This is a genomic window from Winogradskyella forsetii (assembly GCF_013394595.1).
Taxonomy (GTDB): Bacteria; Bacteroidota; Bacteroidia; order Flavobacteriales; family Flavobacteriaceae; genus Winogradskyella; species Winogradskyella forsetii.
Genome location: NZ_CP053348.1, coordinates 4,141,577 through 4,162,622, shown reverse-complemented (window position 1 = coordinate 4,162,622; position 21,046 = coordinate 4,141,577). Strand labels below are relative to the sequence as shown.

19 protein-coding genes are annotated in these 21,046 nt (G+C 33.7%); 8 read left to right on the top strand and 11 right to left on the bottom strand.

The features are described 5' to 3' along the window. Nucleotide 1 precedes the first annotated feature (1 nt). A complete protein-coding gene (locus tag HM987_RS17825) occupies nt 2–565 on the top strand; it encodes a uracil-DNA glycosylase family protein (RefSeq protein WP_179009358.1) in 564 nt (187 codons plus the stop codon). Between the two features lie 403 nt (nt 566–968). Here HM987_RS17825 and HM987_RS17820 read toward each other — a convergent pair whose 3' ends face one another. From HM987_RS17820 to HM987_RS17790, 7 genes are all read right to left on the bottom strand, one after another. After that, a complete protein-coding gene (locus tag HM987_RS17820) occupies nt 969–5,543 on the bottom strand; it encodes a TonB-dependent receptor plug domain-containing protein (RefSeq protein WP_179009357.1) in 4,575 nt (1,524 codons plus the stop codon). Between the two features lie 5 nt (nt 5,544–5,548). Then, nucleotides 5,549–8,404 carry a carboxypeptidase-like regulatory domain-containing protein gene (locus tag HM987_RS17815; protein ID WP_229724507.1) on the bottom strand — a complete coding sequence of 952 codons (2,856 nt, stop codon included), beginning with the start codon at nt 8,402–8,404 and terminating at the stop codon, nt 5,549–5,551. Nucleotides 8,405–8,530: 126 nt separating this feature from the next. After that, on the bottom strand, nt 8,531–9,001 hold the full coding sequence (locus tag HM987_RS17810; protein WP_179009356.1) for a hypothetical protein: 471 nt from the start codon (nt 8,999–9,001) through the stop codon (nt 8,531–8,533). Nucleotides 9,002–9,025: 24 nt separating this feature from the next. After that, a complete protein-coding gene (locus HM987_RS17805; protein WP_179009355.1) occupies nt 9,026–9,454 on the bottom strand; it encodes a hypothetical protein in 429 nt (142 codons plus the stop codon). Next, entirely contained in the window at nt 9,435–9,947 is a 513-nt protein-coding gene (locus tag HM987_RS17800; protein WP_179009354.1) for an RNA polymerase sigma factor, read from the bottom strand. The genes HM987_RS17805 and HM987_RS17800 overlap by 20 nt, the downstream gene beginning before the upstream one ends. Before the next feature lie 227 nt (nt 9,948–10,174). After that, nucleotides 10,175–10,948, bottom strand: a complete 774-nt coding sequence (locus HM987_RS17795) for a toxin-antitoxin system YwqK family antitoxin (RefSeq protein ID WP_179009353.1) — start codon at nt 10,946–10,948, stop codon at nt 10,175–10,177. Nucleotides 10,949–10,960: 12 nt separating this feature from the next. Beyond that, on the bottom strand, nt 10,961–11,563 hold the full coding sequence (locus HM987_RS17790; protein WP_179010141.1) for a carboxymuconolactone decarboxylase family protein: 603 nt from the start codon (nt 11,561–11,563) through the stop codon (nt 10,961–10,963). A gap of 109 nt (nt 11,564–11,672) precedes the next feature. Here HM987_RS17790 and HM987_RS17785 point away from each other — a divergent pair, with 109 nt between their 5' ends. From HM987_RS17785 to HM987_RS17760, 6 genes are all read left to right on the top strand, one after another. After that, nucleotides 11,673–12,104 (top strand): OsmC family protein, encoded by a 432-nt coding sequence (locus HM987_RS17785; protein ID WP_179009352.1) that lies wholly within the window; start codon nt 11,673–11,675, stop codon nt 12,102–12,104. A gap of 46 nt (nt 12,105–12,150) precedes the next feature. Beyond that, nucleotides 12,151–13,842: a single-stranded-DNA-specific exonuclease RecJ gene (gene recJ / locus HM987_RS17780; protein WP_179009351.1), complete on the top strand. Its 1,692-nt coding sequence runs from the start codon at nt 12,151–12,153 to the stop codon at nt 13,840–13,842. Between the two features lie 153 nt (nt 13,843–13,995). Next, a complete protein-coding gene (locus HM987_RS17775) occupies nt 13,996–15,057 on the top strand; it encodes an OmpA family protein (protein WP_179009350.1) in 1,062 nt (353 codons plus the stop codon). A gap of 73 nt (nt 15,058–15,130) precedes the next feature. Then, complete coding sequence (locus tag HM987_RS17770) at nt 15,131–16,399, top strand: MFS transporter (RefSeq protein ID WP_179009349.1); 1,269 nt, start codon at nt 15,131–15,133, stop codon at nt 16,397–16,399. Nucleotides 16,400–16,597: 198 nt separating this feature from the next. After that, a complete protein-coding gene (locus tag HM987_RS17765) occupies nt 16,598–16,795 on the top strand; it encodes a hypothetical protein (protein WP_179009348.1) in 198 nt (65 codons plus the stop codon). Then, complete coding sequence (locus HM987_RS17760; protein ID WP_179009347.1) at nt 16,783–17,058, top strand: hypothetical protein; 276 nt, start codon at nt 16,783–16,785, stop codon at nt 17,056–17,058. Before HM987_RS17765 ends, HM987_RS17760 begins: the two co-directional genes overlap by 13 nt. 53 nt (nt 17,059–17,111) lie before the next feature. Here HM987_RS17760 and HM987_RS17755 read toward each other — a convergent pair whose 3' ends face one another. Then, nucleotides 17,112–17,867 (bottom strand): UDP-2,3-diacylglucosamine diphosphatase, encoded by a 756-nt coding sequence (locus HM987_RS17755; protein ID WP_179010139.1) that lies wholly within the window; start codon nt 17,865–17,867, stop codon nt 17,112–17,114. A gap of 10 nt (nt 17,868–17,877) precedes the next feature. Beyond that, complete coding sequence (locus tag HM987_RS17750; protein ID WP_178991596.1) at nt 17,878–18,330, bottom strand: 6-pyruvoyl trahydropterin synthase family protein; 453 nt, start codon at nt 18,328–18,330, stop codon at nt 17,878–17,880. Between the two features lie 113 nt (nt 18,331–18,443). Here HM987_RS17750 and HM987_RS17745 point away from each other — a divergent pair, with 113 nt between their 5' ends. Continuing rightward, the gene (locus HM987_RS17745; protein WP_179009346.1) at nt 18,444–19,073 is read left to right on the top strand and encodes a 2OG-Fe(II) oxygenase; all 630 of its coding nucleotides are present in this window, start codon (nt 18,444–18,446) and stop codon (nt 19,071–19,073) included. A gap of 139 nt (nt 19,074–19,212) precedes the next feature. Here the strand turns inward: HM987_RS17745 and HM987_RS17740 are convergent, their stop codons facing one another. Next, nucleotides 19,213–20,547 carry an MATE family efflux transporter gene (locus HM987_RS17740; protein WP_179009345.1) on the bottom strand — a complete coding sequence of 445 codons (1,335 nt, stop codon included), beginning with the start codon at nt 20,545–20,547 and terminating at the stop codon, nt 19,213–19,215. Continuing rightward, nucleotides 20,544–21,044, bottom strand: a complete 501-nt coding sequence (locus tag HM987_RS17735) for a GNAT family N-acetyltransferase (protein WP_179009344.1) — start codon at nt 21,042–21,044, stop codon at nt 20,544–20,546. The genes HM987_RS17740 and HM987_RS17735 overlap by 4 nt, the downstream gene beginning before the upstream one ends. Nucleotides 21,045–21,046 lie beyond the last annotated feature (2 nt).

The window sequence follows — 21,046 nt, the reverse complement described above, 5'->3', positions numbered from 1 at the left end:
TATGCAAGAATTACTCCATAACATCAGTCAATGCAAAATATGCAAAGCACATCTGCCATTAGGACCTAACCCAATTCTAAGCGCACATAAAAATTCTAGAATAATTCTATTGAGTCAAGCGCCTGGACGCATTGCTCATGAAAAAAGTAAAGCTTGGGATGATCCTGGCGGAAGGCAATTGCGCAAATGGCTGAATGTTTCTGAAGCACAATTTTATAACCCTGAAAACTTCGCTATTGTTCCTATTGGATTTTGTTATCCTGGCAAAGCGAAAACAGGAGATTTACCACCAACACCAGAATGTGCACCACAATGGCATCAAAAATTATTGGATAAAATGGAGCATGTTGAGTTGATTATTTTAATTGGTGCGTATGCACAAAATTATTATTTGAACGATAAAAAGAACTTGACAGAGCGCGTTGGAAATTATAAAGAGTATTTACCAACATATTTTCCGATTCCGCATCCTTCGCCGACCAATCGTTTTTGGAGAAGTAAGCATCCTTGGTTTGAGGAATTAGTTGTGTCGGAGTTGCAGAAAATTATAAAAGGATTAATTTAATTAATTTCAATAGCTGCTTACTAAATCGTTTTTCTTTGAGACGAGTAGCTTTCATTAGGTTAGCATAAGCCTTAATATTTTTTGGTTTTTGACAAATTATAAATTTTTGATGTTTATTATTCAGTTTTTTATTTTTGAAATAGAAAGGTTCAAAAATTCCTTTCCAGATCACAAGCAGTAAAATAACTATCACAATGTAATTTTCGCTTAAAAACTTCATAATCCAAATTTGTTTGAGTCAAAAGTATAATGTCTTCTTAAAAACCATTAAGACATGAACTTTTTGCTAAAATAGTATCCAGAATATCAGTTGCTGTGACATGGTTTGATATTGAAACCTAAAAAACAAAAAAAACCTCACTATCACTAGCAAGGTTTCAATTCAAAAAGAAATAAAAATTATTTATTTAACAATTTCAAGTGCATTCCCATCAATCCAAGTTTTGTTTTCATCACCATAATATAAATACACTGTACTTGCAGGTGCTTTATAATTTCCAGCAATATCTGCTTTAAGGTCTAGTCTTATATTTTTGGTTTCTGAGGCTCTAAATTCTCGCCAATAAAAGACTAAATAATTATCGAAAATCTCATAATAGGCGACTTTATTTTCCTCAAGAATTTGCTTGAGCTGCCAAGGTTGTGCCGTTGTTCCTGAAGGAAGACCAATAATTGCAGTCGTCATAGCAAGTGGTTCTTGTTTTGTGTTGGTAACAGCGATATTAAAACTCACATTATCACCAACAGCATAGGTTTTATTTAAAATAGTCGTTTCTAATTGTAAAGGACATATTTCAGAACTATTAGGTAAAGTACTATCCCATTTTATATTTAAGGAATAGGGGAATTCGGCTTTTGAATTGTTGAATTTAACCGTTACATTTTGCTTTCCAGTTGTTAAATAGGATTCAAAATCACGAATTGCAATTTTACCATCGTTGGTCATCTCCAACTTTCTAGTTAATGATTTTCCATTTACAATCAGCGTTATATTAGCCCTTTCACTCATCATTCTTTGTTTCTGTTTCTTAGTATAATTAATAAGTGCTTTTAAAGCCATTGCAGTGGCTTGGGTAGAACCAAACCTATTGTGTTTTCTTTGTTTTACCAAATAATCAATGCCTTCTGCAATCAAAGTTTCATCTGGAGTGGTTTCATCCATTAAAGCTAATAAGGTCAGCGCTGTGGTTTCTATGTTTTTAGATTCACCATAAGAACGTGTAATCGTGTTTTCTATAGGTAGCTTTTCAAATCCATATTCGGTAATATTGCTTTTAATCTTTGCAATAAGGGTTTTAGCATTTTCTAGCTGATTAAGGTTATAACTCGTCATAGCGAGCAAAGCCATTTTATAAGTGTCATTACTTTTTATGGCATCGTTGTATGCTGTATTATATTCTAGCGAAATATCAGCTTTAATTTTGGCTTCACTTAAGGCATAAACGATATAAGCATTTGCTACATCTGATGGCGAACTCGCAAAACTATCATAACCTTTTTTACTCTTTTTAAAGCCACCTTTCCCGTCTTTTCTGCTTAATAACCAATTCACGGTTCTAGCAATCATTTTATTATCTACACCAGCATAGACCTCTTTCATTTCGGTAAATTCTAAAATCCCATAAGCCGTTAAAGTTTCGTGAGGAGGCGTGTGCCCAAACCATTCAAATCCACCTTGAGAGGTTTCAAAACTTATCAATCTTTCATAACCTTTTATTATAAAATCTAGAGCTTTAGATTCAATTTCAGGATTGCTTTTTCCTGCTTCTTTCAAATATTTTAAGACCATAATATTTGGATAGGTTGATGATGAGGTTTGCTCAAAACAACCATAAGGTTGGCGAATTAAAGCTTCTATACCATTCATAACATCGCCAACAACATCTGTATAAATGTTGAATTCTGTGGTGATAGTGTTTTCTACTGCGTGATTAATGCTGAATTCAAAACTTTCGGATTGTGACCCAGAAATAGATAATTCTGTTGGAAAGTAAGGACTTAAAATGGTCGCTTGTTTTGTTACAACATCGTTATAGTTTTCAGAAGTTGTAAGTATTGATATTTCTACCTCGTTACCTTTTTCAATTGGTGTTACTTTTATAGTTTTTGTTATGGCACTTTTTGCGTCGATTGTAATGTTATCATCAAAAGCTTCAACAAGCTTTAAATACTTTGGAAGCTGAATTTCCAACTTGGTTTCAATCGATTTTTCAGTTTCATTTGTAATGGTAATAGGTAAATTAATTATGTCATTGAGCACCATATAATTTGGCGATTTAAAATCAACACTTAATAGTTTTTTAGTGGCATATAAGTGTTCTTTTTTACCAATAAGGCCATTAAAACCAATGCCTTCTGCCATAATCTTGAAAGAGGTAATAGCATCAGAATTATAAAATTCCAATTCTGCAATGCCATCGCTATTGGTTTGCACTACAGGATTCCAGTAAATGGTTTGTCTGAAATCTGTACGCTCTTCTGGTATACTTTCGCCTTCATATTTAGGCATATAAAAGGTGTTTGGTGTATTGAGAGTTACGTGACTATTATTGTAAAATTGGTGAATGGCGTAGTTGTTATATTTGGCATTATTTAATTTCTTTTTGTTACCATAACTTCTGAAATCCTGTCCACTTTTTGTGTTAATAATGATCACACCATTAGCGCCACGACTTCCATAAATAGATTGGGCAGCCGCATCTTTTAAAACTGTGACACTAGATACACGTTGAGGGTCGATATCGCTTAAGGCAGATTGTTCGTATGGTACACCATCGACCACAACTAAAGGCTCGTTGTTTCCAGAAACTGACCCAACGCCTCTTATTCTAACTGCCGGAGCGCTACCTGGTTGCCCATTTGTATTAATTACATTTACACCTGCAACGCGACCTTGTAAAACATTTAAAATAGAGTTGTCCTTAACAGAAATATCCTCAGCTCTAATTTGCGAGACAGCACCAGTAAGAGCTTGTTTGCTCATGGTGCCGTAACCAACAACGACGACTTCGTCTAGGTTACTACTGTCTTCTTCCAAGTTAATTGCCACCGTAGCTTTTTCCTTGATAGGTTGTTTTAAAGGTCTTTCGTTTTTTGAAAACTCCTTAAATCCATCCTTATTTTCGAAAGCCTTGTTTTCAGTTTGATTTTTATAATTTCCCTTTTTAAATTTGGTTTTTTCTATAGTGAGGCTTTCTCCGCTATCTTTATAAGCCATTAATGTGAGATGTCTATTTTTATTGTACTTGAATAGAAACGAACCATCTTCAGCGGTGTCAAAAACTAAAACTTTGTTACCATATCTATCAAAAAGTAACAGGTGTGCTTGCGTTGGCTTTCCCTTTTTATCTAAAACCATACCAGTTTGAATAGCACTTTTTTCCGCAATAAATTGTGCGTTTTCTGGCGTCACCATTGGGCTATCAATATATGTTCTCCAACCTTGCGTTAGCATTAGATAATCTAAAGCTTCCTTAGATTTTGGTTCTTTTGGGTTGAGGTAAAAATCGGGCTTATGAATTTTACCTTTTAATTCTGAAGATAATAGCAAGTACGATAAAATATGGTCTTGTTTATCGTCTGCAAAAGAAATTAATTTATTATCTGCAATAGCAATAGACAGGTTTGCAGGAATTGGATTGTTGGCATTGTCATAAGTCTTAACCACCAGTTTTACTTTTTCTCTGGTGTTGAAACTTTCCTTATCTAAACTCAAATCTATGTTTAATTGTTTATGTGCATTTAGAAATACCAAACGTTCTGCGAATGTGCTACCATAAGCATTTTTAATACTGAATTTTGAAATCCCAATAGGAAAATCCTTAGTATCTAAAACCATTCTTTTTTGTTTTGAAATTGGTTCTTTAATAAGTACACCGCTTGCGTTTGAAACTTCTAGAAACAAATCTGTGGAATAGGTTGAAAACAGATTGATATGGGTTTTTAAACTATCACTAACCACTGAAAAACGAACACCATTTTTATGTACTTTTGGAAGGGGTATTAATTCATCTGATACAAATGGTTCTTTTAGCTTGGCATAATACGTTTTGTTATTTACGGCATTTAGGTTGAAGCTTCCCATACCATCGTGATAACTTTCAAAACTTGAAACCACAACATTGTTTTGATCTAAAATATCGCCTTTGACATCTACAGGTTTTCCAAATTCATTAATTGCTTTTAACGCGATTTTGTTCAGCGTACCAGCGACTATATTTCCGCTTTCAGGTAAAAATTGTAAGTCGATAGTGTGTAAAACTACAGGTACAGCCCTAGAAATCGATTCTGTTGTGCCTTTATAATCGACCAAGATGTTTAAAACGACGTCTGAAGACTCTAAAGTATCTGGCAGATTAAAAGTGGGTTTAAGTTTTCCTTCAGCATCCGTAATTGAGGTTTCGGATAAAATAATGTTGCCTTTTACGCTTACTGTGAATTCTATTTCAGTATTGGAAAGAGGTTTGTTTTTTAGATCTTTGGCTTCAAAATTAGAGATGACCTGAGATGATTTTCCGTATCCTTCCTTTTCAAACTTCAAATTCAATAGCAGGTTTGGTTTTACCACTTTCTGAACGGTTATTTTTTTTGTAAAAAAGGCCTCATCTCCAAAATTATTCATCCAATTGGTATAACATTTTAACGTGTAAATACCGCCAACCCAATTTTCATCAATCAAAAAATCGCCATAGGCATAACCCTGTTTTACGATAAGCCTTAAGGATTTTACAATCGCTCCTTTTGGTGAAATTAATTCGGCATGCATAATATCGCTTAATGTAGAGATGGTATTATCTGTGCCAACTATATAAGATTTAAACCAAATGGTTTCGTTTGGAAAATAAAATGGTCTATCAGTTTGAGTATAGATTTTTTCGAGAGGATTATGTAACGATTTGTAGGCCTTAAATGATAATAAGGACAAAACACTAAGAGCTACAAGTATTGAAATTTTAGAATGTTTTAGAATACGTTTCATAAGATTTATATTTTAAGTTGAGCTTTAAAACCAACTTCTGTGATTAGAGGTGTGTTAAAAAAGTTGAGGTTATTCCCAGAATTGGTGTCAAAAAGCGAAGATTGAGGGGATGCGCCACTATATTTTGTAAAAGTGAATAAATTATTGGCGTAAAAGCCGATTTCAAATTGTCTGAAAAAGGAGTCGTAATCCTTACCAAAATCGTAAGAAATCTGAATGCTTTTTAAATTAAGAAAACTAGCATCTTCAATGGCGTCTTCAGCTACGCCTTCAAACCCGTAACGCACAAATCGGTTATTCTCAATTCCGTTTGTAGGATTGTAAAAATCTACATTAGTTGTATTGGGATTGCCTTGTTGGGTTATACCGTCGAAAACAAAGTTTGTAATACCTCTTTCGTCAGCGGATTGCTGTGATGTACCAAAATAATTGAGTACGTTTTGTGTGCCGTTCCAGACGTCGCCTCCTTTTTGATAGTTAAGTGTAAAATTAAATTTGAAATTTTTCCATTCTAAGGCATTGAAAAAACCTAGCGTAAAATCTGGCGTAGGATCACCAATAATACGTTGTTCAGTAGCAACCATAGGATAACCATTGACATCAATAATTAGATTGGCTTGCTCGTCTCGAGCATAAGCAGAACCAACTATGATTCCTGCAGGTTCGCCAACAATTAGGTTTTTTGAAACTGAATTAAAGCCAGCAATGGCAACGCGTTCTTGAGCATTGTAAACTTTTAAAACTTCGGTATTATTGGTAAAAAAGTTAATGTTGGCATTCCATTTTAGTTCATTAGAGTAGTTCGAGGCTTCCAATACCAATTCCAAACCTCTATTATTAATATCTGCTATATTTTGAAGTTGAAACACATTATTTTCTAAAACGGGAAATACGCTTCCTTCAGTTTTAGAACCAAAATAGTTGGCTTCAAAATTCCAATTGGCATTAAGGATTCTAAAACCAACTTTGGTACTAAAATTATAGTCGTGTTTTTCTTCGAGTTCAATACTTTCGTTCGCAAACAAATCAATATTACTGGTGTAGTTTAAACTTTCAGAAGGTGATAACGTTAAACTATTATGACTTTGGTTGGTGTAGAATAAAGGCATTTCGTTGATATTGTAAGCACTACTTGCACTTAAATAAATATATCTGAAATCGTAAATATCAATTAAATCTAAAAGATTTAATTGCACTCTTGTTGTTGGTAAAAACCATTTATCGCCTTGAATGGATGACACGTAAGAATTAGTACAAAGACCAACCTCTACGCCTTTTGAATGGGTAATAGAAATATCTTGCTTAAGGTTAACCGTATTTCTGTGACGTTGATGCTCTGTTAAAGTTGAACTATTTGGATTGGAAAACGAAAAATCATCATAGCCTTCAGATTCCTTAAATGCATACTTTAAATTGTCATGGCTATAATTGGTAACGGAATTTAATTTCAATTCAATTTCCCCAATATATTTTTCATAATCTAGGAGTAAAGTACCGTTAAAAGTATTTTTCTTTATGGTTTTATGGCTTAAATAACCATCTTCAAATCCAACAGTATTGGCTACCAATCCGAAATTTTGGTCATTTTCAGTTGTTTTATAGTTTACATGAGTTTGAATTTTAAAATCATCACTAGGTTCTATATCATTTTGAAGACTCACCACAAATAAATCATTAACATCAAAGTTTTTGTTATTATTAAAAAGCCATTCCGGATTATTATAGTTTGAAGGATTAAAACTGCGCTGCGTATTATCTGCAATAATAGTACCTTGAGTATTAGAGAAAGAGTTTGGTGTAATCCAAGAATTTAAGAGAAGATTATTAATAAAACCATTAATATTGGGTTGGTTGTTAATGCGTTTTCCGTACTTAACAAATGTGTTCCAATCCAATTTTCTATCTTGATATTTGGTTGTTTTATAGCTCAAAATTACATCATTGGTTGTACTCCGATTACGACCAAAAATATCATCAGAACTTTTATTGATATAATCTATATTGGCAATCCAATTGTAGCTTTCAACATTGAAAAATATGTTGTTTGATGTGTTAATTGCTGTATTAAAAAGTGTGTTATCATAAGCGTTCGCCTTTTTGCCATTACCGTTTCCTAAAGGGACTAACTGTCCGTTTGAATCGAAGTTGTAATTGGTACCATCAAATTCTAAACTATTTACACTTGGACCATAAGAAAAAACGTTTCCCGTTTCTGGACCAAGAAAAGTTAATGCTCCATTTTGTGTGGCGCCTTGGCTAAATTTATTTTGTAATTCGGGTAGATTATTATTCTTTACATACTGAAAACTTAAAGTGGAGTTCATGCCAACTTCAAAATAAATGTCTGGATCAAAATATGTTAAATGGACATGCTGTGGTTTAATATCAATCGTTTTAATACGTTGGAATTGATTATAAGTTCCATTTTTATTAAATGTCTGCTTGGAATCTTCTAAATCAGGAATTTGAAAGCTTTCTTGTTTTACCGATTTTAAAGCCTTGTTGTACGCATCGCTTTCAATAGTTTTTACAGGTATTTGTTCAACAAAAATGCGTTTTTCAACACCAAACATTTCTGCTGTGACTTTGATTTCTCTTGATGTCATTCCCACATAGGTAACAACCAGAACGTCACCAACATTGCAATTAATGCTATAATTTCCATCAAAATCTGTTAGTACTCCTTTAGCGGTTCCTTTAATAATAATAGATGCTCCAGGTAAAGGTAAACCGTCAGTTTCCGTGGTTAGAACACCTTTTACAACGCCTCGTTGCGCAAAGCTCATTATTGGAATGAACAATAGAAAGAAAATGATTTTAAGTGGTACTTTGCCCATGAGTAATTGTGTTGGTTTACTCAAATGTAAGTTTGAAGAAGAGGTTTAAAAACAGAGAATGAGTGAAAGGCCCAAATGAGTGAGTAAAGTATAACAAATAAAAAACCTCGCAAATATGCGAGGTTTAAATTTTATATTGTGCTTAGTAAACTATTCCTTCTTTGTCGTTATAATAACTACTCCATTTGGCGAATTATATTTTTCTATTGCCTTTTCTCCTTTTAAAACCTCCACTTTTTCTATTTGTTCTGGTTCAAGCATGTCTAATGCTGAATGATCGGCTATTTTCCCGTCAATAATGATAACTGGTTTTTTCGGATTTTCAGATTTTTCATTAGTTTCAGAAAGGTTCTTATCATTAAGTTTGGTTGTAATTAAAACCACTCCATTTGATGTGCCATATGATGCTTTGGCTTTTTCACCTTTGATAACATTAACCGACTCTATTTTACTCTGATCTATTAAATCCATTGAAAAATCGAATTTTTTCCCGTCAACAAAGATTAATGGTTTTTTATCTTCCTTAATCTTTATCTGCAAGTCTGTTTTATTCTGTTGTTGTGCAAAAATGCTAAAGCTACATAATGCTAGAAAAGTTAATGTGAATGCTATTTTTTTCATAATATTTAATTTTAAAGTTTAAGTTTATTCCTTTGAAGCATATATGGTAACCAAATCACTGTCAAAAATTATTTCTCGATTCGTGTTTTGTTCAATTTCAGAAAACATACTTTTGGCCTCCATTAATAACGCTTCTTTTTCCCATAGACTTTGAGTGTTTTCTTGCTTATTTTTGATGTAGAATGTAAAAAGTAATACAATTGAAGCTGCAGCGATTAAGACTCTTCTTAATAGCCTTGTTTTGGGCTGTGTTTTTTTCTCAAAGGAAAGCCAAAGCCTTTCATTGAAATCGTCTGTGATTTGTTTTTTATTTTTTTTCTCAAAATTTATCCATTCCAATAATGGAAACTTTAAGTCCGCGGAGGCATTTTTAAATAAAAACTGCTCTTCTTCCAAAGACGTTTGTCCATTTTTATATTTTTCGAAAATTTCTTTAATATGCTCCTTTTTCATAATCATATGTTTTTAGAAGTACGCTACCAATTTCTTTTCTTGCTCTAGAAATTAAAACCCGTGCATGTGTTTGTTTAATGTTTAATGCTGCGGCAATTTCTGTAAATTCATAACCATCTATATTTCTCATTAAAAAGACTTCTTTCTGTTGTAATGGTAAAGTTTTTAAAATTTCAGTTATAATTTGGTTAAGCTCTTGCCATTCTATTTGGTTTTCGTCTTTAGACTTTATAATTTTTAGATGACTTACCCCATCATACGGTTCAATTTTCTTTTTCCTAAGAACATCCAAACAATAATTACGAGCAGTCAAAAAAACAAAGCCATTGATATTCGGATGATCTCTAAGCTTCCCTCTTTTTTGCCATAATTTAATCATTATCTCTTGTATGGCATCTTCCGTCTTTTCATGAGAACCTAAAATTCTTGAAACCATAGGAAATAGCTTTTCTGATAAAACAAAAACAGTATTTTTAAATTCTAACTTGGTCATCTACTTTAATAACGTTATAGAAGTATAATGTGTAACAAGAAAAGGTGATTTTTTCAAAAATTTGAGCCTTTCTTTGGTAAATAGCCATGCCAAATTAGCTTTAATAAAGCGCTATTTTGAAGCTGAAATATTTTCGTGTTAAATAAAAAAACCTCAATATTAAGTGAGGTTTTTAAAGGTTTTCAGCAAATTTCTTGATAAAATAAGGACAGATTTTGTCAAAAAAACTAACTAAACAAAGCTGCATATTTCATAGCCTCTTGAGGATTTGCCTTAACATCAACGCGTTTTATTTCGTTACCATCATCATCTAATTCTAAAATATACATGGTCTCATTTTCTTCAATGCGTTGCAAATAAATTTTAGTGCTTCCATCTTCATTATAAAACTTAATAGTCTCGTAAGTGTCGTAGTTAGATGACACCATTTCTGAGTAAATCTTGCCCTCAACTATTTTTTGGGTTATGGTTCTTCCGTCCTTTATAAAACTTTGGGCAACAATATTTCCTAGAATATTAAAATACTGTGTTTCTATCGGTTTGCCATCCTCGATTTTAGATTCTGATTGTACTTTTCCATTTTCAAAATACGTGTATTTGCTTCCCACTAAAACATCGTTCTTGAATGTGCTCTTACTGTTTAAAACCCCATTTGCAAAATATAAAAGTTCGTCCCCATGTTTTTTACCATTTGAATATTTGGACTGTGAGGACATTTCGCCATTGGGATGAAAAACAATATAATCACCGTTCAATAAGCCTTCTTTAAACTCAAATTCTTCCCATTTGGTCATTTCGCTTCCAACCACATAATAACCATCCATAAATTTTTTGGTTTTATTGAGTCTGTAATATGCTAATCCATTGTAACTATTTATGGTATAATCGTTTCTTCCGATAAATGTAAAGCTCTGATCTTTTTTATCCTTTTCTGAAGATTTACAACCAATAACTAATAAAATACTAATTAGTATGAGGGTATTTCTGTTTAATAACTTCATAACGTCTTCATTTTAATAATGTGACCCATCATGCTTCCCAACCTCAAATCCATGTTTTCCCAAATATTGATTCCCACTTTCAACCGCACCTTCTTCGATATCAGTTCCCATGGAATCATTCCAACGGTTCAAATAGCCAAAGAGGGAAATCACACCTAACATTTCAACAATTTCGCCTTCATCCCAATGTTGATATAAGCGCTTTTTAATTTCTGCATTTACAGCATTTGGGACTTGTGAAGCAGCCAAACTAAAATCCAATGCCGCACGTTCGGCTTCATTAAAAGCTGGATGTGTTCTATAGTCCCAAATGTGATCCAGTTGGTCTTGTTCTGCACCATAACGTTCCGCAGCTCTAATGGCATGTGCTTGGCAATATCGACAACCTGTAGCATTACTACTGACCCAAGCAATCATACGTTTTAAAGCTGAGGTCACACGACCTTCATTGGCCATAACGGCTTTATTCAAATTGATAAACGCTTTACTTATTGCAGGTCTGCGTTGCATGGTCAACACCGAATTTGGACAAAATCCAAGGGTTTCATTAAAGAATTCTGCGAGTTCTTTAGTTTCTAAATCATGTTCCGCAGACAATGGTGTTACAAGTGCCATAGTTAGTTTTTTAGTGTTATTTTTGAAGTAAGTGTCTAAAATACTTAAAATCATTTTTATGTAAAATTTTAGCAGACTTTAAATACGGATAACTTTTAAACTTTTAGGAATGGCAGATAAAATAACAACACATTGGAAAGGAAATATGGTTTTTGAATCCGATAATCCGAGATGGCCATCGATTATGATGGATGCTTCCGAAGGATCTGGAGGTACAAATTCAGGAATGGCACCAAAAGCAATGATGCTTTCGTCATTGGCTGGTTGTTCAGGATTGGATGTGATTTCTACGCTCAATAAAATGAAAGTCGAAATTGACGATTTTAAAATGGATGTTTCCGGCGAATTAACCGAGGAACACCCTAAATATTACCACTCTGTCGTTGTGGATTATCATTTTTATGGTTCGGATATAAACAAGAAAAAATGTGAGCGCGCTGTCAACTTATCGGTTGAAAAATATTGTGGCGTCATGGAAATGTTTAGACGATTCGCTAAGGTTGAAACTCATATTCATTTTCATATAAGTACTAAAATATAAGATTAATTACATAACAGTTTCCCCTTTGGGGAATTAAAAGGGAATCATGCGTTGGACACTTAAACCAAAACCACAAGCATCAAAAGTTGAAGAACTAAAAACGACACTTCAAGTCGATGACATCATTGCTACCTTATTATTGCAAAGAGGTATCGATAGTTATCAAGCGGCCAAAACATTCTTCAGACCTAGTTTTGAGGATCTTCATGATCCATTCTTAATGAAAGATATGGCCATTGCTGTTGCACGAATCGAAAAGGCCATCGAAAACCAAGAAAATATTATGGTTTATGGCGATTATGATGTTGATGGTACAACGTCTGTGGCTTTAATGTCTTCCTATTTAAAAACGAGAACCCAAAACGTTGCCACTTACATTCCAGATCGTTACGATGAAGGTTATGGCATTTCTTATAAAGGTATTGACTTTGCTGATGATAATGGATTTTCATTGATAATTGCATTGGATTGTGGAGTAAAAGCCATTGAGAAAGTCGCTTATGCCAAAGAAAAAGGTATTGATTTTATTATCTGCGATCATCATAGACCAGGCGAAACTATTCCTGATGCTGTTGCGGTTTTAGACCCAAAACGAAAAGATTGCGACTATCCTTTTAAAGAATTATGTGGTTGTGGAGTGGGTTTTAAACTCATAACCGCTTTGGCTTCAAATCAGGGACAAACCGTTGAAGATTTAGTGGAATATCTTGATTTGGTAGCTACTGCGATTGGTGCGGATATTGTGCCTATTGTGGATGAAAATAGAGCTTTGGCCTATTTAGGATTACAGGTTATAAACACCAATCCAAGACCAGGCATGAAAGCCATGATTGCCGAAGTGAAAAAAGATGAACTTACTATTACTGATGTCGTTTTTATTATTGCACCAAGAATCAATGCGGCAGGGCGAATGAAACATGGTAATCATGCCGTGACGCTTTTAACGGAAACTGATTTTAACCTTGCAGCTGAATATGCAGTTGATATTGATCAATTCAATACAGACCGAAGAGAAACAGATAAACGCATTACGCAAGAAGCTTTAATTCAAATTGAAGAAAAAAACGAACAAGAAGGTTTTACCACAGTCGTTTATGACGAAACTTGGCACAAAGGTGTCATTGGAATTGTCGCTTCCAGATTAATAGAAACCTATTACCGACCAACATTGGTCTTTACAAAAAGTGGCGATAAATTAGCGGCTTCGGCAAGATCTGTTTCCGGTTTTGATGTCTACAATGCTTTGGAAGCCTGTTCGGAGCATATAGAACAATTCGGTGGACATAAATACGCTGCAGGATTAACCTTACTGCCAGAAAATTATGAAGCGTTCAAAGCAAAGTTTGAAAGTGTGGTCAAAGAAACCATAGATCCAAAATCATTAACTCCAGAACTTAAAATCGATTTGGATATTGAACTGAGTCAAATTAATAATAAATTGTTGCGCATTATCCGTCAGTTTGCACCGTTTGGTCCAGGCAATATGTCGCCTGTTTTTATGTCGCAAAATATAAAAGATACCGGTTGGGGAAAATGTGTTGGCGAAGATGATAAGCACTTGCGCTTAACAGCCACACAATCATTTAATGATAAAATTGTCTGTATTGGTTTTGGATTAGGCGATAAAATCAACATCATTAAGGAGAAAAAAATGTTCAGTGCAGCCTATTCCATAGATGAAAATCATTGGAATGGTTCTGTGAGTTTGCAGTTGAAATTAAAGGATATTAAGGCTTGAATCTATAAATTTGACAAAACCTTTCAGGTTTTCAAAACCTAAAAGGTTTTACAACTAATACCTCGAAGGCATTTTGTGTGGAATCAATTTCAGTATCTAGAAACGGACATGTTTAAAATATAATCCACTATCTTTAAGTTGATTATAGATCTTATGAAACGGCTCATCCTATTTCTCGTTAGTCTTAGTTGTCTTATTTCAACAAGTCAAAATTTGGTATTAAACCCAAGTTTTGAAGAATTCAATGACTGTCCATTAGATGTGAGTTTGTTTGATCAAAATGTTACAAACTGGACCATACCCAATAGCGGAACAACCGATTACTTTAATATGTGCAGTGAAAAAATGGCGTTTAAGAACTTTAATGGGTATCAAAACGCTAGGTCGGGACATGGATATGCCGGAATTTATATGCATTTCAAGAATGATTATAGGGAATATATTCAAGGCACCTTAAAATCGACCTTAAAAAAAGGGGAAAAGTACCAGGTTACATTTTATATCAGTTTAGCAGAAAATTCGAGATACGCCCTTAAAGAATTTGGGATATTGATGACGTCTGAAAAGTTTAATGCCACCAAAAGCAACGTTAATATTAATGCTAAATTATTTGCAAAGCGAATTCCCAATTTAAAATTTCGTCCAACATTTAATAAAACGTTCTATAATAGTTTCAAAGATTGGATGGAAGTTACATTCACTTATACGGCAGATGGATTTGAAAACTATTTTATAATAGGAAATTTCAACACCAATTCAGATACTAAAAAAAAGCAAACCAAAACATCCAAATATGAGCCCTTTTCATACTATTACATCGATGATGTTTCAATTGTACCACTTAAAAATTTAAAAGAAACCATTGCGACCAATGCCGTTTATACCGTTAAAAATGTTTTATTCGAATTTGACAAAGCTGAACTATTAGAGGTTTCTATTATAGAACTCGATAAGCTTTACGAGTATCTAAATGAAGAAATGATTTTAAATATTGAAATTTATGGTCATACGGATACCATTGGTCTAGAAATGAGAAACCGAGAATTATCAGAAGAAAGAGCAAAAGCTGTGGCGGATTATTTAATTGCAAAAGGGGTTGATTCCAAAAGAATTAAATCTTTCGGTTTTGGGAGTACAGAACCCATTTCTACCAATGAAACCGAAGAAGGACGGCAATTAAATAGACGTGTTGCATTTAAGTTGATACAAAACTGAAATAAGATCAAAGCTTATTCTACATTTGTACAAAAAATAAATAAGACCTTGATAGGTCACTGAGTAGATTAAATTGGCAAAAAATGATCCATACGCAGCACTGAGACATAAGGAATTTAATATTTTCTTAATTGTACGTTTCGCCTTAGTTTTTGGTTGGTCGATGCAATTTGTAGTGATTGAATGGCAAGTGTATGCATTGACTAAAGACCCATTATCTCTTGGTATTATTGGATTAATGGAAATTATTCCAGCTTTGGGAATGGCACTTTTTGCTGGTCATATTGTAGATCAGCGTGAAAAACGAAACCTTTTGGCCATTTGTATTGCCGCATTTTCTTTAATCAGTTTTGGCTTATTTTGGTTAACAACACCTCAAATAACAGCAGCTTGGTCAACAAATTCGATTTTGTATTCTATTTATGCTTTGGTGTTTTTCGGTGGTTTTTTACGTTCCTTTTTCGGGCCTTCAATATTCTCCTTAGTCGCCTTGATTGTTCCCAAAAAAATCTATCCGAATGCAGCCACATGGAATAGCTCTACTTGGCAAATGGCTCGTGTATTAGGAGTTGGTTTTGCTGGTTTCTCAATTAGTTGGATTGGTGTACATTGGTCATTATGTATCATTTTTGGATTAGTTTTATTTGCGTTGGCCGTCTTGTTTCAGATTGAAAAGAAACCGATTTTAAATCCTAAAATTGGAGAGCCAATGGTAGAAAGTTTAAAGGAAGGTGTGAATTTTGTGTTTAAAACCAAAGCGATTTTAGGCGCATTAACCTTGGATATGGTTTCTGTATTATTTGGTGGAGCAGTGGCTTTACTAGCTGTTTTTGCTCAAGATATTTTAAAAGTAGGTCCAAGAGGCTTTGGTATTTTAGTAGCTGCACCATCTGTTGGTGCATTTTTGACTATGTTAGTGACGGCTTATATCCCTATCAGTAAAAATGCAGGTATGAAATTACTCGTCGCTATTTTCGGATTTGGGGTCTGTATCATTGTTTTCGGATTGTCTTCAACCTTTTGGATTTCCGTAGTTGCCTTGTTTTTTAGTGGAGTTACTGATGGTGTCTCTATGGTCATTAGACAAACCATTCTTCAATTGAAAACTCCAGACCACATGCGCGGACGTGTATCTTCTGTAAATTCTATGTTTGTAGGTTCTTCTAACGAGTTAGGTGCTTTTGAAAGTGGCTTAACTGCAAAATTAATGGGAACTGCAACAGCAGTTGTTTTTGGTGGCACTATGACTTTGATAACGGTTGTGACTACAGCAGTAGTTTCGCCATCGTTTAGAAAGCTCGATTTGAGAAAGGATGTTGAGGAGCATGAAAAGGCTAGTTAACTAGTAACTTTTTATATCCTATTGGAGCCTAAAAGATGTTTTTACATTGAAGATGAAGTCCATTGGACTCTTTTTTTTCTTTTGAATAAAATTCAAAATTATCTCCAACAAAAACAATAACAGAGTGTTTTTAATATATTCATAAGCGACTATTTCATTTTTTAGTATCTTTATATACTAGATGAATAATTATATAGAATGACTACAGTTGCGAAAAAAAAGATGCTTATAAAATGGATTTCCTCTATTGAAGATCCAGAGATTATCAATCAGATTTTTGAATTTAAAAGAGCTAAAAATGAAAGTTTTGATGAAGCTGTAAAAAATGCTATAACTTCTCAACAATTGAAAGAGGAAACTACAGCGTATATAAAATCCTTGAATTGGGAGAAGTAATTATTTACTATAGACCACAAGTGATAACTTATGTAAATGAGTTAGTGTTTTCTCTTTATAAAAACCATTACTTTGGGTTTATGGAAGACGCTTTAAGTTATAAAGACAAGTTATTGGATTTTATTGATAATAATATTTCTGATTTTCCATATAAAACGACTCCATTTACTTTAGTGCATTTTGGAAGTTATTATATGTTTTATAATAGTACAAAAAGAACCACTTGGTACATTTTTTTGAAAAAAAGGATGACAAATATCTAGTCACTTATATTTTTAATAATCATCAACCTATTTCAGGATTTTTATTATAAGGTTTACTCCCAAGTCTTCAACTCAAAGTGCTCTCCATCAAAAACGCCATAAGTATAATATTGAATCCAATCGCCAAGATTAATGTATTTTGATTTCTCGTTCAATTGAATTTCCAAAGGCAAATGTCTGTGCCCAAACACAAAGAAATCGCGATGTTTATCTTCAAGTTTGCGTTTGCTATAAATCGCTAACCATTCGTTTTCTTCGCCTAAAAATTTAGCATCGTCATCGCCAGAAATCATTTTATTTTTTACGGACATATATTGACCAATCTTAACGCCAATATCTGGATGAACCCATTTAAACAACCATTTAAACAAAGGATTGGTAAACACTTTTTTCATGCGTTTATAGCCTTTGTCTTTAGGTCCTAGACCATCACCATGACCAATAAAAAACGTTTTATTGTGTATTGTAAATTCCTTTGGCTTATAATAAACAGGAATTCCTAGTTCTTCTTCAAAATAACCGTTCATCCATAAATCGTGATTGCCCACAAAATAATGAATAGGAATGCCTGAATCACTAATTTCTGCCAGTTTCCCTAAGGTTCTTGTAAATCCTTTTGGAACCACAGTTTTGTATTCAAACCAAAAATCGAATAAGTCGCCTATCAAAAAAATAGCTGCGGCATCATGCTTAATGTCATCTAACCAAGCCACAAACTTTTTTTCACGAGGTTTTGAAGCATCATTTGTTGGTGCGCCTAAATGATTATCTGATGCGAAATAGATTTTTTTTCCTTCGGGAAGATGTATGTGATTTGGATTAGTCATTATCACTAGCGTACCATTCTGCAAAAGAAGATGCCGTTTCTTGAAGTTTTAATGAAAATAATTTTATGTTATTAGGTAATCTTTTTTGTATTTTTTCAGCAAAATCAATAACCATCATTTCACTAGTGGGTTGATAATCTACTAACAAAACGTTGTGATCTCGAGCTTCTAGCTCTTTAGCCAACTCAACGTGTGGTGTGTTTTTATTGAAAACAGTGGCGTGGTCAAATACGTCTACAATTTCTTCTTTCACGATTTTTTTTAAATCGCCAAAATCAATGACCATGCCGTATTTCACATTGTTCGAATCAGAAATAGGCTTGCCAATTACCGTAACATTTAAGCGGTAACTATGGCCATGAACATTTTTGCACTTGCCATCATAGCCGTAAAGCGCGTGTCCGGTTTCAAAAGAAAATTGTTTTGTAATTCGAATTTTACTCATACTATTCTATTTGTGTTGCAAAGATATTATAAATGTAAAACGAATTGGTTTTTAAACTACATTTGCCTACTTTTTTTAGAGACTATGATCTATAATTATTACCCTAGCCAAAGGTGAGCAAGCTGTTTGAAGCTATTCCGTTTGTTGAAAATGTACTGTATGAAAAAATCATTTCAGACATTTCGACGCAAAAATACAGTATTATAGACGATTTTTTTACCGATGCTGAGGTTTTAGCATTGCGTGAGTCGTTGCTCCATAAACACGAGGAAGACACCTTTAAAAAATCTGCAATAGGCAATAAAGTGAATGAGGTGGTGAAGAAAGCGGTAAGAGGCGATATTATTCTTTGGATTGATGAACGTTTTATTAATGCTGCTGAGCAATTGTTTTTCAACAAAATAAATGATTTAAAAGACTATCTTAACCTAACCTGTTTTTTGGGCATTAATCAAAAAGAGTTTCACTATGCCATATATCCTAAAGATACGTTTTATAAGAGGCATTTAGATACTTTTCAGAATGACGACAGACGCAAATTATCGTTTGTTTGTTACCTTAACAGTGAAGATTGGAAACCTGAAAATGGAGGGGAATTGGTTTTATATTTAGATAAAGAAGATAAAGTTATTTATCCTTTTCCTGGTAAGGTTGTAATTTTTGAAAGTCAAATTATTGAGCACGAAGTAAAACCAGTAAACACGCCAAGAATGAGCATAACGGGCTGGCTAAAAACACGTTAAATAGTTTTTAGCGTCTTTTATTTCGGTTATAAAAATAGACCACAATAAGAACAATTCCTAAAATTAGGAATAAGCCGTTTCCGCCTAAAAAACCAAGAATATCCATAAAGTATTTTTTAAATCTATTTATCGATCAAATTTAAGATTTTTGAGCAAGGGTTTTAAATGTTTTACGGAATTTTATGATTAATGGCAATCCACGCGCCACCATCCAAAGCGTAAAAGCTATAAAAATACCATAAAGTTTATAGTCTAAACTATCTGTCCAATAAATAACGGGAACAAAAACCAAAAGTGTAGAAAATAGAAGTACGTTCCTAAGGTATTTCATTTTACCAAGCCCTTTAAAAACACCATCAAAAATAAAGGCTAAGGCACATAGAGGCTGCATGGCCAGAATAATCCAAAATATGTCGTAGAATTTAGAGAGTACTTTTTCGTCATTACTGAATATGTTTCCTAGTGGGTAATAAAAAACAGCACCTATTAACCCCATAAAAAGTCCCATTAGAATACCATATTTAATCAATTTATTGCTCAATTCAATGAGGCTTTTGTACGCTTTTGCTCCAAATAATTTTCCCGATAAAATGTTGCCAGCACTTGCATAACCATCGATAAGAAAAGCCCCTAAAAACCAGAGGTTAATGGCGATGGTATAGGCTGCGATATAACTTTCGCCATATTTTGTGGCAAAGCTCGTTCCAAAATACAAAGCAATATTTAAGGCTATGGTTCTAATGAATAAATTAAGAATCATTAAAGTAAACCGCTTCATTTCTGTATTGAAAGGCAAGGTTACCCATAAAGGAATATCTGTTTTTTTAAGCAAATAAAAAGCCGAGAGAAATGCCATAATGAGCTGGGCAATGACACTTGCATAAGCAGCTCCCTTTATGTGCATGGCAGGAATAACATCTTCAACACCATAAACAAGAATGACATCCAAGGCAATATTGGAAACCGCACCTGAAATCGCAATCAACATAGGATAGTAGGTGTTTTGAAGTCCTCTAAACGTGCCAAATACAGCAATGGTAAATAAGGTAAACGGAAAGCCAAAAACACGAATGCGATAATAATCCACACTAAAATCCAAGATACTTCCAGAAGCATTGTAAAGTTTAAAAATCTGTGAAGCCAAAGGAAAAGTAACTGCGATGATTATGAGGCTCAAACCGGTAATAACAAAAATAGCTTGAGCAGGTAGGTTTTTGACAGCTTCAACATTTCCAGCACCTAAATACTGAGAAATAATTGAAGAAATGGCACTTCGGGTTTGTCCTAATACCCATATTAGCATGGATAAAAATGTGGTAACAATACCAACAGCTGCTAATGAAACAGTGGCATTCTGTTCCATATTTCCGATTATAGCGGCATCGGTTAAAGATAAAATAGGTTCGGACACACCAGAAATTAATGCTGGAATGGCGAGCTTATTGATTTGTTTTAAGGTTATAGCTGTGCTCACAATACTAGTTCATAACAATGAAAGGGAAACTCACTTTGTTTTGGAAAATAAATATCGCCTAATTGTTTATAACCGCGAAGTTCGTAAAACTTTTGGTTTCTTTTGTTCTGCGAAAAGGTATCTAATCGAATGGAGCTATAATTGTTATCAATAGCAAACTGCTCTGCGAAGGCCATAAGTTGCTGTGCAAAGCCCAATCCTTGATGCTTTGGATGTATAGCAAAACGATGAATGTAAATATTGTTTTTATTTGAGGTTAACCATTTAATAGGAACATATTCTTTATCCATTAAAGTAGAAATCACAAGGCATCCAGAAACCTGATGGTTGATTTCCAAAACATAAAGCTCATTTCGTTTTAGATCATTTTCAAAGGCTTTTGCATTCGGATAATTTGCATTCCATTGATAAATACCTTTGGAAATCATATGTTTAGCACAGGCTTTTGTGATGCTTATAATACAATCAATATCTTTTTCTTCTGCCTTACGAATCATTT

Excerpts from the sequence above, each read along its gene's own strand:
- recJ (WP_179009351.1), top strand. The coding sequence starts at position 12,151 with ATGCGTTGGACACTTAAACCAAAACCACAAGCATCAAAAGTTGAAGAA.
- HM987_RS17805 (WP_179009355.1), bottom strand. The coding sequence starts at position 9,454 with ATGAAAAAGGAGCATATTAAAGAAATTTTCGAAAAATATAAAAATGGA.
- HM987_RS17820 (WP_179009357.1), bottom strand. The coding sequence starts at position 5,543 with ATGAAACGTATTCTAAAACATTCTAAAATTTCAATACTTGTAGCTCTT.
- HM987_RS17785 (WP_179009352.1), top strand. The coding sequence starts at position 11,673 with ATGGCAGATAAAATAACAACACATTGGAAAGGAAATATGGTTTTTGAA.
- HM987_RS17795 (WP_179009353.1), bottom strand. The coding sequence starts at position 10,948 with ATGAAGTTATTAAACAGAAATACCCTCATACTAATTAGTATTTTATTA.
- HM987_RS17825 (WP_179009358.1), top strand. The coding sequence starts at position 2 with ATGCAAGAATTACTCCATAACATCAGTCAATGCAAAATATGCAAAGCA.
- HM987_RS17765 (WP_179009348.1), top strand. The coding sequence starts at position 16,598 with ATGACTACAGTTGCGAAAAAAAAGATGCTTATAAAATGGATTTCCTCT.
- HM987_RS17790 (WP_179010141.1), bottom strand. The coding sequence starts at position 11,563 with ATGGCACTTGTAACACCATTGTCTGCGGAACATGATTTAGAAACTAAA.
- HM987_RS17750 (WP_178991596.1), bottom strand. The coding sequence starts at position 18,330 with ATGAGTAAAATTCGAATTACAAAACAATTTTCTTTTGAAACCGGACAC.
- HM987_RS17735 (WP_179009344.1), bottom strand. The coding sequence starts at position 21,044 with ATGATTCGTAAGGCAGAAGAAAAAGATATTGATTGTATTATAAGCATC.
- HM987_RS17775 (WP_179009350.1), top strand. The coding sequence starts at position 13,996 with ATGAAACGGCTCATCCTATTTCTCGTTAGTCTTAGTTGTCTTATTTCA.
- HM987_RS17800 (WP_179009354.1), bottom strand. The coding sequence starts at position 9,947 with ATGACCAAGTTAGAATTTAAAAATACTGTTTTTGTTTTATCAGAAAAG.
- HM987_RS17810 (WP_179009356.1), bottom strand. The coding sequence starts at position 9,001 with ATGAAAAAAATAGCATTCACATTAACTTTTCTAGCATTATGTAGCTTT.